The following is a 13,172-nucleotide window of genomic DNA, read 5'->3' as shown; positions in this document are numbered from 1 at the left end:
CGCGGGGCCGTGCCTCCGCCGTGCGGCCGGGCCGTACCTCAGGCGGTCTGGTCGGCCGCCGACCGCGCCGGGACGTACGCCTGCTTGAACTCCGGCATCAGGCGCAGGAGCAGCTCCCGGGAGTGCGGGTGGCGGACGTCGCGGAGGTCGGCGAGGTGGATCTCCAGGACCTCCGCACTCGGGTAGTCGCCCTGCTCGTCCGTGTACGCGCTGAACACCTCGAAGGCCATGTCCGCGAACTCGGCGTCCTCCTGGGACCACTCCTCCAGCTGCGGCGCGTCCTCGGGGGCGTGGGCTGGGGCGGCGGGCTCCTCGGGGTGCTCCGCGACGTCCTCGCGGTGCTCGGGGGTTCCGTCCTGGCGCTCCGGCGCGCCCTCGCGGCGGGGGTGCGGGACCGCACCGATGGTGCCCACGTCGCCCAGCGGCCGGGTCCGGCCGGGGCCCGAGGGGATCTGCACCGGGGCGTGCTCCAGACCCTCGCCCTGTCGCGGGTCGTACCCGCCGGGGTGCGCGGCGGTGTCCGGCAGCTTCTGCGCCGCGAACCAGGGGCTGTCGTGCGTGGGCGGGACGACGGGCTCCTGCTGGAGCGACGGGGGCTGCTGGACCTGCGGCTGGGCCTGCTGGCCCTGCGGGTGGAGGGACTGCTGGTCCTGCGCCTGGTGTTGCCGGCCCTGCGGGTGGGGGTGCTGCTGGGACTGAGGGTGGGGGTGCTGCTGCCCGCCCTGCCCGGGGCCGCCCTCGTACCCCTGCTCGCGGCCGTACCGGTGTTCGCCCGCCTGCTCCTGCTCCCGCTGGGGCTGCGGCTGCGGCTCGTACGGCAGCTCCGCCTTGGGGCGGGGGGCCTCGACCGGCGGGAGCAGCACCGGTTCGATGCCGGCGGCGGCGAGGCCCGCGGGGGCGGTGTCGGCCAGGGGGACGCCGTACTTCGCCAGCCGCAGGGGCATCATCGACTCGATGGGGGCCTTGCGCCGCCAGTTGCGGCCGAAGCGGGCCTGGAGGCGGGCCTGGTAGATCAGCCGGTCCTGTTCGAGCTTGATGACCTGCTCGTAACTGCGCAGCTCCCACAGCTTCATCCGCCGCCACAGCTTGAACGTCGGGATGGGCGAGAGCAGCCAGCGGGTGAGGCGGACGCCCTCCATGTGCTTGTCGGCGGTGATGTCGGCGATCCGGCCCACCGCGTGCCGGGCGGCCTCGACGGCGACGACGAACAGCACCGGGATCACCGCGTGCATCGCGGTGCCGAGCGGGTCGGGCCAGGAGGCGGCCCCGTTGAACGCGATCGTCGCGGCGGTCAGCAGCCACGCCGTCTGGCGCAGCAGCGGGAAGGGGATGCGCATCCAGGTGAGCAGGAGGTCCAGGGCGAGCAGGACGCAGATGCCCGCGTCGATGCCGATCGGGAAGACCAGGGAGAACGTCCCGAAGCCCTTGTCCTCCGCGAGCTCGCGCACGGCGGCGTAGGAACCCGCGAAACCGATCGCGGCGATGACCACCGCACCGGCGATGACGACCCCGATGAGTATGCGGTGCGTGCGTGTCAGCTGCATCGCGGCCACGCGCGATCCCCTCCCCGACCTCTGCTGCCCGAACCCGGCTTCCGTGCCCGGCGTTGGTTTTCGGCCGAACCTCGGACGCCCGGCGATGGCACAGCCTGGCACATGTGTACGAGTTCCGTTGCGCGGGGAGGGAGGGGAGCCCGGCCGCCGAGGGGGCCGGGCTCTCCAACGCACGTACGGGACCTGCGGTTTGACGGCCCGCGGGACCGTCAGGTCACGACTTGGGCGTGGCCTTGGCCTTCTCCTTGGGGGAGTCCTCTGACCCGGAGCCGGCCGCTTCCTTCCGGCCGCTTCCGGCGTCGTCCTTCGCGCCGCCCCCGGCGCTCTTGTCGTCGTCCTCGGCCGGGGGAGCGGCCTCGGCGGTCTTCTCGACCGCGGCGACCGCCTCCTTGGCCGCCTGCTGCGCGCCCTCGACGATCTCCGCGGACTTGGGCGTCTTCCCGCCCGCGTAGCCCGCGCCGTTGTACGTCAGGGTGACGACCACGTTGGCCGTGCGCGCCACGACGGTGGCGTACTCGAAGTCCTCGCCCGTCTTGGCGAGGCCGTACGTGACGACGGTGGCCTCCTCGCCGATGCCGGCCGCGGTCTCGGCGGCGACCTTCTCGGCGCCCTCGGCGGCCTTCGCCTTGGCGATCTGCTTCGTGTAGTCGGCGGTGGCGCGCTCGGCCCCGCTGCCGAGCGCCTGGTCCGAGGTGAACCGGGTGAAGCCGACGTCCAGCCAGCGGTACTGCGAGCCCTTGAGGCCCTTGTCGTCCAGGCCGTTCCAGGAGCAACTGCTGCGGATCGAGAGATCGCTGGACTTGCCGGCCGTGCCGCCCTTCTTCTTGGCGTCGGGCACCAGGTCCTTGATCGTCTTCTTCCCGATCGCAGCGCACGGGTCGCCGGGCAGGTCGGAGAACTTCGCCGGTTCGACGGTGGGCTCGGAGGGCTTGGCGGGGGCCGTGCCGGACGACGAGGAGCCCGCGTTCTTCTTGCCGTCGGAGCCGGAGTCCGACGAGCAGCCGACGGCTACGAGCATCACCGGAACGGCGGCGCAGGCGAGGATGCGGGACAGGCGCGGGGCAGATCGGTGCATGGTTCCTTCACTCGGATGGCACGGAGCTCTCGGTGCTGGAGGTCTCGGTTCGTGCGGTGTACGGACGGGCGGGCTCGGGAGCGGGTCGGCGGGTCTTCCGGACAGCCACGGTACGACGGGAGGCGGCCGGCCCGCGCCGCCCCCGGGAGCCCCGGAGAGCGGAACGCGGCCGGCGGGGGCCTCTCGGGCAGGGGGCCTACTCGCTGAGCGTCTCGGCCAGTTTCCGGGCCAGTGCCTGCGCCTTCTCCTGGAGTTCCCTGCCGTCGGGCCGCTGGGTGATGAGGGCCGGCTGCTCGGCGTACCGGACCGTCACGACCACGTTCGATGTGCGGAACACCACGCTCACGGTGTGGTTCTGCGCGGTGGAACCCGGACCTTTGGGTAGATCCTGCAGAAACGCGGCATCTCCCAGGTTGTCGAGGAGGCGCGAAGGGAGGGCGTCCTCCGGGCCGCCGCTCGCGGGGGCGCGGCCGGTGCTGGTGGAGGGCGAGGGGTCCGCGGAGCCCCCCTTCCCCTCGCCGCCGCCCCCGTCGGCCGGGGCGCCGGTGGCCGTGGCCACGTCCGCCTGGGGGGCGGACGGGGACGACAGGCCCGCCGCCTTCTCCTTCTTCTCGTACACCGCGTCGGCGCGGTCGTCGTCGCTGACCGCGGGGTCGTACGAGACGACGCGCTCGAAGTCGACGGCCAGGCTGCGGGTGGCGCTCGGCGCGTCCGCCTTCCAGCTGCAGCCCACCTTGCGGTCGGTGTCGTACGTGACGGCCGCCGACCCCCGGAGCGCCTTCTCCTGCTGGTCCGCCGGAAGCTCCGCCGCGCCCGGCAGCAGGTCCTTCAGCAGGGGGCGCGGCACGGCACGGCACGGCGCGGGCAGGGTCAGGTACCTGCCCGGAGGGGCGGGGGAGACCACCGGTCCGCCCGGTTTGCCGTCGGCGCCGTGCGCGTCACCGCCGCCCTCGGCGCTGCAGCCGACGACGAGTGCCGCGAGAAGCGCGACGCCGGGTACGTACGCCTTGTGTCGCACCGTCCCAGCCTCCCTTCGGTACGGAAAACGTGTTGCCGCCCGAGGGCGGCCGATGGACACAATGTGTATCGCACGCGCCGCCGTGGATGCCGGTCGGCCGACGGGTTTGCCGATCTTGGCACCGGTATTGCGCTTTATGTCTTTTCGGGGGAATCGAGGAGTTATGTCGTACGTAGAGATACCGGGGGCGAAGGTCCCCATCCGGATGTGGGCGGACCCGGCGACGGTCGAGGAGGGCGCGATGCAGCAGCTGCGCAACGTCTCCACGCTGCCGTGGATCAAGGGCCTCGCCGTCATGCCGGACGTCCACTTCGGCAAGGGGGCGACGGTCGGCTCGGTCATCGCGATGCACGGGGCGGTGTGCCCGGCGGCGGTGGGCGTGGACATCGGCTGCGGGATGTCGGCGGTGAAGACCTCCCTCACCGCCAACGACCTGCCGGGCGACCTCTCCCGCCTCCGCTCCAGGATCGAGCAGGCCATTCCGGTCGGCCGCGGGATGCATGACGACGCGGTGGACCCGGGACGGCTGCACGGCTTCCCGACGGCGGGATGGGACGACTTCTGGGGGCGGTTCGGGGGGATCGCCGACGCGGTCAGATTCCGCCGGGAGCGTGCCACGAAGCAGATGGGAACGCTGGGCTCGGGCAACCACATGATCGAGTTCTGCCTCGACGGCGAGGGGGCGGTGTGGTTGATGCTTCACTCCGGCTCCCGCAACATCGGCAAGGAACTCGCCGAGCACCACATCGGCATCGCGCAGAAGCTCCCGCACAACCAGGGCGTTATCGACCGGGACCTCGCGGTCTTCATCTCGGACACCCCGCAGATGGCGGACTACCGGAACGACCTCTACTGGGCGCAGGAGTACGCCAAGTACAACCGGGCGATCATGATGGCGCTCTTCAAGGACGTGGTCCGCAGGGAGTTCAAGAAGGCGAAGCCGGTCTTCGAGCAGGAGATCTCCTGCCACCACAACTACGTGGCGGAGGAAAGGTACGACGGGATGGATCTGCTGGTCACGCGCAAAGGCGCGATCCGGGCGGGATCCGGCGACTACGGGATCATCCCCGGCTCGATGGGCACCAGCTCGTACATCGTGAAGGGGCTCGGCAACGAGCTGGCGTTCAACTCGGCCTCCCACGGGGCCGGTCGCCGGATGAGCCGGGGCGCTGCTAAGCGCCGGTTCACGGTACGCGACCTGGAGGAGCAGACGCGCGGTGTGGAGTGCCGCAAGGACTCCGGCGTGCTGGACGAGATCCCGGCCGCTTACAAGCCGATCGAGCAGGTCATGGAGCAGCAGCGGGACCTGGTCGAGGTCGTCGCCAAGCTCAAGCAGGTCATCTGCATCAAGGGCTGAGGCGAGGGGCGCCCCGTCGACGGCGGTACGCCCCTCGCCCCGCCGCCTACGGGCCGCAGGGAGCGTCTTCGGGGCGTCGCACCTTGCCGGTCTTCAGCCGCCACAGACGTACGGAGCAGGAGGCTTCGCTGCGGCCCAGTTCGGCCGCGGCGGCTTGGGCGTCGTCATGGGCCAGCAGCGCGCGGTCCTCCCAGGGCTTCCACCGTCGTCCCGGAGTACGGACGGCCATCTCCGCCGGCCGCTTCCAGGCCGCCAGGGAAGCGGCCGCCGTCTGCTTGCGGGTGAGGGACAGACAGCCCGGATAGTAGAGGTGCCCGGCCAGTTGGGTCGCCGCCTCTTTCGTGTAGACCACGTTGTAGACCCCGTCCCGGGTATTGCGCCGGATCTGCCGGGCAGCCCCCGTCACCGCCTTGGCGTACCTGCAGAGGTACGCGCCGACAGCGGCGCTCGCGGTGGTCAGCGAGACGAAGGGGAGCCCCTGCCCGGTGTGCCCGACCGAGCCGTCGGCGTCGATGAGGCCCCGGAGGTAGTCCCGACGGGAGAACTCCACCCGGGGCGGGGTGATCTTCTTGCACTTCCGGCCGTAGGGAAGGCCCAGCCCGTTGATCGTCGCCCGGGCTTCTTGGTTACACAGGGTCCAGATGGCCGAGTGGTGTTCCCGGGAGAAGTTCGTGGACCGCACGCGCTCGGTGATGCTGCTGTTGTACGGAGTCAGGCGCTGGAACTCGTGCAGTACGCCGATGTCCCGGACGCTGATCTCCACCGTCAGACGCCCCTGGCGACCGGTGCCCTGCGCGAGGTGGCCGTCGGCCTGGAGGAAGCCGAACATGTAGGCGTACTCGGGGTGCTCCAGATCCATGAACGCGGGCCCCCCGGTGGGGGCGGGGGGAAGATCACCGATTTCGAACAGTGCGGGCGCGCTAGTGTCGTGCTCAACCACGGGAAGCCCTACTTCCTTGTGGACAGGCCCTCGGTCGGGACAGCCATCCTGCCCGGGGGCCGTGCTGGTGTACGGGTGCGGCCGACGCTAGGCAGAGAGGCCCCGAGACACGCAGACGATACGAAGCCTTCACCCGCACGAGTGGCTGCGAGGCATGACGGTGACCACGGGGCCGTATCCAGGCCCGGCCGCGCCCCGGGGCGGGCTGTCGGCCGCCCACGCCGTGCTCCGGCTGCGCCCCCCCGGTGCGTCCCGCAGTCCGGCGTTCCCGTCGCTCCCAAGACGGACCGAGGGCCCGGCCGGGGCGGTGCCCGGGCGGCTTCCGGTGGCCGGGGCGGCGGCGCGCCCCCGCTTTCTTCCTGGCGGGGGCGCCGGCCGTGCGCTCAGAGCTCCCGGTGGACCTTCGTGTTGGACGCCTGGGCTCGGGGGCGGACCACCAGCAGGTCGATGTTGACGTGGCTGGGGCGGGAGACCGCCCAGCCGATCGTGTCGGCCACGTCCTCGGCGGTCAGCGGGGCGTCGACGCCCGCGTAGACCTTGGCGGCCTTCTCCGTGTCGCCCCGGAAGCGGGTGGTGGCGAACTCCTCGGTCCTGACCATGCCGGGGGCCACCTCGATGACCCGGACCGGGGTGCCGACGATCTCCAGCCGCAGGGTCTCGGCCAGGACGTGTTCGCCGTGCTTGGCCGCCACGTAACCGCCGCCGCCCTCGTAGGAGGAGAGGGCCGCGGTGGAGGAGAGGATCACGATCGTGCCGTCGCCGCTCGCGGTGAGGGCGGGCAGCAGGGCCTGCGTCACGTTGAGGGTGCCGATGACGTTGGTCTCGTACATCTGCCGCCAGTCCGCCGGGTCGCCGGTCGCCACCGGGTCGGCCCCGAGCGCCCCGCCCGCGTTGTTGACGAGGACGGCGAGGGTGCGGAACGCGGTGGCGAACTCGTCGACCGCCGCCCGGTCGGTGACGTCCAGCGGGTACGCCGTCGCCTGGAGCCCGGCCTCGTTCAGCTCGGCCGCGAGCGCCTCGATGCGGTCCTTGCGGCGGGCGGTCAGCACGACCCGGAACCCGGCGGCGGCCAGCGTACGGGCGGTCGCGGCGCCGATGCCGCTGCTCGCGCCGGTGACGACGGCGATGGGGGTGGCGGCCATGGCGATCTCCTCGGACTGCTGATCGGGTACGGGGAAAGGATAGGCGCGCCTCGCGGACCGGCTCGTGCGCGGGCGTGCGAGGTGCGCGACTCCGCCCCGGACCCGCCTGCGCGCGGGCGTACGCGGTGCGCTGCCGGTGACCCCCGGCCGGCCCGTGCGCGGGCGTACGCGGTGCGCTCCTACGCCGTCGCGCCCCCGAACTCGCGGACCGCCTCGGACACGATCGTCTCCAGGTGGCCGTGGTGGGCCCCGCGCCAGTAGACCCGGTCGCACCGCGTGCACTGGGCGAACACGTCGTACGCCTCCTGGGTGCCGCGTTCCAGCAGCCCGCTCACGGTGTCCTTCGCGGCCACGGCCAGGGCGCCGTTGCAGGCGGTGCACCGGGTCCACGGGGCCAGGGCGGGGGCGAAACGGCCGAGGACGTCGCGCAGTTGCTCCTGGGGGCGGTCGCTGTAGACGTACGCCCCCGCCCAGATCTCGCGGCGGCGGAGCAGCCCCCGGTCCCGGGAGAGCAGGACCCGCCGCTCCCGCGCCGAGAGGGCGGCGAGGGCGGGGTCGCCGATGTCCTCGTTCTCGTACGCCGCGTCGACGCCGAGGAGCCGCAACCGGCGGGCCAGCGTGCCGAGATGGACGTCGAGGAGAAAGCGCAGGGGCGCGCCGGGAAGCTGCTGGGGGCGCTCCACGGCGCGTACGTCGACGTGTTCGCCGGGGCCCGGAACGTGCGAACGGGCCACCGGGTCGCCGTTCACCAGCAGCGTGCCGGCCTCGGTGAGCGGGATGCCCAGGGACTCGATGACGTGGCCGAGGGTCGAGGCGCCGTCCGTGACGAGGGGCGTGGGCCCGCCGCGACGCTCATGCGGAACGAAAAGTCGCAGTTCAGGGGCTACTTCCACGGTGATCTCGGGTCCGTTCACCTGGTCAGGATGCCATCGGCGGGGGACGGACTGCCAGGGATTTCGCGGGGCGCGCGGGGGCGTGCGACCGGCCCCCGCCCGGTGGGGCGCCTCCGCCCCTTCACGCCCCTTCGCGCCGGGGCGCCCGCACCGGTCCGTGTACGGGGCGCCCGCACCGGTCCGTGTACGGGGCGCCCGCACCGGTCCGTGTACGGGGCGCCCGCGCCGGTCTGCGTACCAGGGCCGGGGGCGGCTCGTGGCCGTACGCGTACGGGCACGGTCAGCGGGGGGTGAACGCCGTGGGGGGCACGCCGACCGTGGCGGTGAAGTCCCGCACCAGGTGGGCCTGGTCGCTGTAGCCGAGGTCCGCCGCGAGCCGCGCCCAGTCGACGGCCGGGCCGGATGCGGCGCGCTCCAGGGCCTCGTGGATGCGGTAGCGGAGGATGACCCACTTGGGGCCGACGCCGACGTACGCGGAGAACAGCCGTTGCAGGGAGCGGGGGGAGAGTCCCGTGTCCCGGGCGAGCCGGTCGACGCGACGGACGGTGCGGTCCGTGCGGACCCGGTCGACGGCGGCCATCGCCAAAGCCGCCCGGGGGTCGGGGCGGGGCTCCAGGGCCAGGAGGCAGGCGTCCAGGGCCGCGACCCGCGCGTCCTCGTCGTCCGGCTCCAGGACGGCGTCCACCGGCGGCGGCGTACGGAGCACGTCCGCGGCGGCCACCCGGCGTCCGGTCAGCTCGCGGACGGCGTGCTCCGGGGCGAACGGGCGGAAGCCGCCCGGCCGGAACTGGACCCCGCAGACCCGGCCGCGCCCGGCCAGCTTCCGGGTGAAGAGGCGGGGGTCGACGCCGGCCACCTCGGCGCGCCCGGGCCGGTCCGGCGTGCCGTTTTTGGCCTCGTACCGCTCGAAGACCAGGTTCACCGACGGGTGCGGGACGACGTGGGCGGCGTACGGCTCGGCCAGGTCCCAGTCGATCAGCCAGTAGTGCTCCAGGTACGGGCGGAGCGGGGCGGCGGGCGCGCGGCGGCGGAAGCGTACGTGGGCGAAGAGGTCCGGGGCGTCGACGATGCCCCGGGTGTCGCGGCGCGGTCCGTCTGCCATGGCGACGATCGTAGGCCGCGCCCGCGCCGCCGACCTGCCCGTCCGTCGTGTTTCTTCAAGACGCCGTGCCGGTGCGGGGCGCAGGGTGGGTCCATGACGCAGAAGATCGGTGAACTGCTGGAGGCCGCCGCGGACGGGGCGCTGCCCGTCGTGCGCGGCATCGACGACGCGCGGCTGGGCGACCCCACGCCGTGCGCGGAGTACGACGTGCGAGCCCTGGTGAACCACCTGTTCCTGGTGGTCGTGAACTTCCAGGCGCTCGCCGCCCGTGAGGAGGTGGATTTCAGCCAGGAGCCGGATTTCGTGACGGGTGACTGCGACTGGCGGGGCAGGTTCGGGGAGGAGACCGCCCGGCTGGTGGAGGCGTGGAGCGTGCCGGGGGTCGAGGAGGGCACGACCGGGGCGATGGGGCTGCCGGCCCGGACCGTGGGGCTCCTGGTGCTGGGCGATCTGACGGTGCACGCCTGGGACCTGGCGCGGGCGACCGGCGGGGACTTCGTGCCGGAGCCGGGCGTGCTCGACGTGGTGGGCCCGGGGCTGGCGGCGATGGCTCCGCAGGCCCGGGAGATGAAGGTGTTCGGGGAGCCCTTCCCGGTGGGGGAGGACGCCGGGCCCTTCGAGCGGCTGCTGGCCGTGACGGGGCGCGACCCCGGCTGGACGCCGGGGCCGACGACCGGAGGAGCGGGCAGGGCGGACGGGGCCGTCGGCGCGCCCGGGGCGGGCGGGACGCGGGGGAGCTGAGAGCGGCGGGCGGCCGGACGGGCTGCGCGGGGGCGCGCCCGGGGGAGCGGCGGCATGGCGGCGCCGGCGCTCGGGGCCGCACGCCCCCGGGGCCGGACGCGCCCGGGGCCGGACGCGCCCGAGGGGCGGATGCGCGCCGGGGAGCGGATGCGCGCCGGGGCGGGCGGAGCTACCGTCCGCTCACGGCCCCGCCGCGCGGGGGACGGTCCCCGCTCAGGGCCACACCAGGCAGTACGCCTGATGTCCCGCGTCGTGCAGGCGGTGGGAGAAGTCCTGCCACTCGTGGAGCAGCCGGTAGACGTTGAAGGCGTCGCGCGGGCCGCCGCGGTCGGGGACCGTGGACCAGATGAAGGCCGCCGCGCCCACCGACTCCTCGCCCACGCCGCGCAGCGGGTCGACCACGGTCATGGGGAGCTTCACCACCGCGTAGTCGGGGTGGAGGACGACCAGTTCCAGCGGGGGGACCTTGTGCAGGGGTACGCCCTGGATGCCGGTCAGGACCATGGCGGCCACGGTCTCCGGCTTGATCTTGGTGAACATGCCGCCCATCCCCAGCTCGTCGCCGCCGAGCTCCTCCGGGCGCATCGAGATGGGCACCCGGGCGGCGGTGGCGCCGTCCGGAGCGCCGAAGTACTTGTAGGTCACCCCCATCCCGCCCCCGCTCCTGGTCCCGGGGGGCGGCGTGCTCTCCGCACCCCTGCTCTGCGCGCGCTCGGTCCTGCGCCGGTGCCGCCCTCGACGGGCAGGCTCGGGCCCCAGGCCCTCGGTCCCTTCGCCCACTCCGCCACCGCGATGCATATCTCATCCACCCGACTACTTCTTAGGAGGCACGGCCCCCGCCGCGCAACCCGATCACCGTGTCAGTGACCTCCCCCGCGGGCGGGCGGTGAAACACCTGCCCGCAAGACCGTCCGTGCCTCTGACACCATGGCATGTGTGAGCTTTCCCTATGACGCCCCAGTTTCGCAGACGCGAGGGGGCTGACGCTCTTTCGTGATACGAGGGGAGCGCGCTCCCTGCTCACCGGTGGCCGAGATTGGTAGGGATTTCCCGGCCCGGCCTCCCGATACCCGAATCGCAGATCAGGACCAAAGTGGCGTATTCATACGAAGCCCCAGTTTCACAGTCGCTGTTCGACCGGGCGTCCGTCGTGACGCCCGGCGGCGTGAACTCTCCCGTGCGTGCCTTCCGGGCCGTGGGCGGTACGCCCCGGTTCATGGTGTCCGGCACCGGTCCGTACCTCACCGATGCGGACGGTCGCGAGTACGTCGACCTCGTGTGCTCGTGGGGGCCGATGATTCTCGGCCACTCCCACCCCGAGGTCGTCGCCGCGGTCCAGGAGGCGGTGGGCCGGGGGACCTCCTTCGGTACGCCCGGTGAGGGCGAGGTCGCGCTCGCCGAGGAGATCGTGGCGCGGATCGAGCCCGTCGAGCAGGTGCGCCTGGTCTCCTCCGGCACCGAGGCGACCATGTCGGCGATCCGGCTGGCCCGCGGCTTCACGGGCCGGGCCAAGGTCGTGAAGTTCGCCGGCTGCTACCACGGCCACGTGGACGCGCTGCTCGCCGCCGCCGGATCGGGCCTCGCCACCTTCGGGCTGCCCGACACCCCGGGCGTCACCGGCGCCACGGCCGGCGACACCGTCGTGCTGCCGTACAACGACCTGGACGCGGTGCGCGCCGCCTTCGCCGCGCACCCGGGCGAGATCGCCTGCGTGATCACCGAGGCGTCCCCCGGCAACATGGGCGTCGTCCCGCCCGCGGACGGCTTCAACGCCGGGCTCAAGGAGCTGTGCGCGGCCCACGGCGCGCTGTACATCTCCGACGAGGTCATGACGGGCTTCCGTACGTCGAAGGCCGGCTGGTACGGCGTCGACGGCGTCCGGCCCGACCTGATGACCTTCGGCAAGGTGATGGGCGGCGGCTTCCCCGCCGCGGCCTTCGGCGGTCGCGGCGACGTGATGGCGCACCTCGCCCCGGCGGGCCCGGTCTACCAGGCGGGCACCCTCTCCGGGAACCCGGTCGCCACGGCGGCGGGCCTCGCCCAGCTGCGGCTGCTGGACGACGCGGCGTACGCGAAGATCGACGCGGTCTCCGCCGAGCTGCGCACGCTGGTGGGCGACGCGCTCGCCAAGGAGGGCGTCGCGCACACGGTCTCGGCCGCGAGCAACATGTTCTCCGTCTTCTTCACCGACCGGCCGGTGCGGAACTACGACGACGCCAAGCAGCAGGACGTCTTCCGCTTCACCGCGTTCTTCCACGCGATGCTGGCCCGCGGCGTCTACCTGCCCCCCTCCGCGTTCGAGTCCTGGTTCGTCTCCACGGCCCACGACGAGCGGGCGGTCGAGCGCATCGCCGCCGCGCTGCCCGCCGCCGCCCGCGCCGCGGCGGAGGCCACCGCATGAGCGGCGACGAGACCGGCGAGAAGAACGAGAAGAACCAGAAGAAGGGGAGCGGGGGGAACGTGGACCGGGACGAGCAGCTGACCGTGGTGCACGTGGTCCGGCACGGCGAGGTGCACAACCCGGACGGGGTGCTCTACGGGCGGCGCTCCGGGTACCACCTCTCCGACCTGGGCCGGAAGATGGCCGACCGGGTGGCCGAGCACCTGGAGAAGCGCGACATCACCCATGTCGTCGCCTCACCGCTGGAGCGCGCCCAGGAGACCGCCGCCCCGATCGCCCGGGCGCACGGCCTGGAGCCGGCCACCGACGCCCGGCTGATCGAGGCCGCCAACGTCTTCGAGGGCAAGACCTTCGGCGTCGGGGACGGCGCGCTGCGCAGGCCGGACAACTGGAGGCACCTCACCAACCCGTTCAAGCCGTCGTGGGGCGAGCCGTACATCGAGCAGGTCGTGCGGATGATGGGGGCTATCGACACCGCGCGGGACGCGGCGCGCGGGCACGAGGCGGTCTGCGTCAGCCACCAGCTGCCGATCTGGATCCTGCGCTCCTTCGTGGAGCGCCGCCGCCTGTGGCACGACCCGCGCAAGCGGCAGTGCACGCTGGCCTCGCTGACCAGCTTCACCTACCGGGGCGACCGGATCGTCTCGGTCGGCTATTCGGAGCCGGCCCGGGACCTGGTGCCCGCCCACCTGCTGGCCGGGGCGAAGCCGGTGAAGGGGAAGCCGGGACAGTCCAAGGCGTTCGGCGCCTAGGAGGCCCCCGCCCCGGGGAGACCGGGGCGCCACGGGACCGGTCACCGTCACGGCGGTGGCCGGTCCCGGCCGTTGTCCGCCCCGGGCGCCCCCCCCGGGCCGCCCCTGCCTTCGCCCCCTCCCCCGCACCCGCGCATGAGTTCGAGGATCGCGGGAAGCCGCCCCCTCGGTGGGGCCCGCCGGTCGCCCCCCCGGCGA

12 protein-coding genes are annotated in these 13,172 nt (G+C 73.3%); 4 read left to right on the top strand and 8 right to left on the bottom strand.

The annotated features are described in order from the left end of the window. Positions 1 to 38 precede the first annotated feature (38 nt). The 3 genes from AMK24_RS28865 to AMK24_RS28855 form a co-directional block, all read right to left on the bottom strand. Positions 39 to 1,553, bottom strand: a complete 1,515-nt coding sequence (locus tag AMK24_RS28865; protein WP_073771844.1) for a DUF2637 domain-containing protein — start codon at positions 1,551 to 1,553, stop codon at positions 39 to 41. Between the two features lie 214 nt (positions 1,554 to 1,767). Further along, a complete protein-coding gene (locus tag AMK24_RS28860; protein WP_073771843.1) occupies positions 1,768 to 2,628 on the bottom strand; it encodes a DUF3558 domain-containing protein in 861 nt (286 codons plus the stop codon). A 196-nt stretch (positions 2,629 to 2,824) separates the two neighbouring features. Then, positions 2,825 to 3,646, bottom strand: coding sequence for a hypothetical protein (locus tag AMK24_RS28855; protein ID WP_073771842.1), 822 nt, complete (start codon positions 3,644 to 3,646; stop codon positions 2,825 to 2,827). Positions 3,647 to 3,809: 163 nt separating this feature from the next. Here AMK24_RS28855 and AMK24_RS28850 point away from each other — a divergent pair, with 163 nt between their 5' ends. Beyond that, positions 3,810 to 5,003 (top strand): RtcB family protein, encoded by a 1,194-nt coding sequence (locus tag AMK24_RS28850; protein WP_073771841.1) that lies wholly within the window; start codon positions 3,810 to 3,812, stop codon positions 5,001 to 5,003. Between the two features lie 46 nt (positions 5,004 to 5,049). On the opposite strand, the gene AMK24_RS28845 is transcribed toward AMK24_RS28850, so the two are convergent. From AMK24_RS28845 to AMK24_RS28830, 4 genes are all read right to left on the bottom strand, one after another. Next, positions 5,050 to 5,943 (bottom strand): LAGLIDADG family homing endonuclease, encoded by an 894-nt coding sequence (locus AMK24_RS28845; protein ID WP_073771840.1) that lies wholly within the window; start codon positions 5,941 to 5,943, stop codon positions 5,050 to 5,052. A gap of 383 nt (positions 5,944 to 6,326) precedes the next feature. After that, positions 6,327 to 7,085: an SDR family NAD(P)-dependent oxidoreductase gene (locus tag AMK24_RS28840; protein ID WP_073771839.1), complete on the bottom strand. Its 759-nt coding sequence runs from the start codon at positions 7,083 to 7,085 to the stop codon at positions 6,327 to 6,329. A 179-nt stretch (positions 7,086 to 7,264) separates the two neighbouring features. Continuing rightward, positions 7,265 to 7,999 carry a Mut7-C RNAse domain-containing protein gene (locus tag AMK24_RS28835; protein ID WP_073771838.1) on the bottom strand — a complete coding sequence of 245 codons (735 nt, stop codon included), beginning with the start codon at positions 7,997 to 7,999 and terminating at the stop codon, positions 7,265 to 7,267. A 259-nt stretch (positions 8,000 to 8,258) separates the two neighbouring features. Then, entirely contained in the window at positions 8,259 to 9,080 is an 822-nt protein-coding gene (locus AMK24_RS28830) for an AraC family transcriptional regulator (protein WP_073771837.1), read from the bottom strand. Positions 9,081 to 9,173: 93 nt separating this feature from the next. Between AMK24_RS28830 and AMK24_RS28825 the strand changes: the two genes are divergently transcribed. After that, positions 9,174 to 9,821: a TIGR03086 family metal-binding protein gene (locus AMK24_RS28825; RefSeq protein ID WP_073771836.1), complete on the top strand. Its 648-nt coding sequence runs from the start codon at positions 9,174 to 9,176 to the stop codon at positions 9,819 to 9,821. Positions 9,822 to 10,034: 213 nt separating this feature from the next. Here AMK24_RS28825 and AMK24_RS28820 read toward each other — a convergent pair whose 3' ends face one another. Then, positions 10,035 to 10,619 (bottom strand): hypothetical protein, encoded by a 585-nt coding sequence (locus AMK24_RS28820; RefSeq protein ID WP_073771835.1) that lies wholly within the window; start codon positions 10,617 to 10,619, stop codon positions 10,035 to 10,037. 331 nt (positions 10,620 to 10,950) lie between these two features. On the opposite strand from AMK24_RS28820, the gene hemL reads away from it, so the two are divergent. Both hemL and AMK24_RS28810 read left to right on the top strand, forming a co-directional pair. Then, a complete protein-coding gene (hemL, locus tag AMK24_RS28815; protein ID WP_073771878.1) occupies positions 10,951 to 12,222 on the top strand; it encodes a glutamate-1-semialdehyde 2,1-aminomutase in 1,272 nt (423 codons plus the stop codon). Further along, positions 12,219 to 12,974, top strand: coding sequence for a histidine phosphatase family protein (locus AMK24_RS28810; protein WP_073771834.1), 756 nt, complete (start codon positions 12,219 to 12,221; stop codon positions 12,972 to 12,974). The genes hemL and AMK24_RS28810 overlap by 4 nt, the downstream gene beginning before the upstream one ends. Positions 12,975 to 13,172 lie beyond the last annotated feature (198 nt).

This window comes from Streptomyces sp. CB02366 (assembly GCF_001905905.1).
GTDB lineage: Bacteria > Actinomycetota > Actinomycetes > Streptomycetales > Streptomycetaceae > Streptomyces.
The sequence above is the reverse complement of the archived record's forward strand: the minus strand, read 5'-3'. Positions and strand labels throughout refer to the sequence as shown.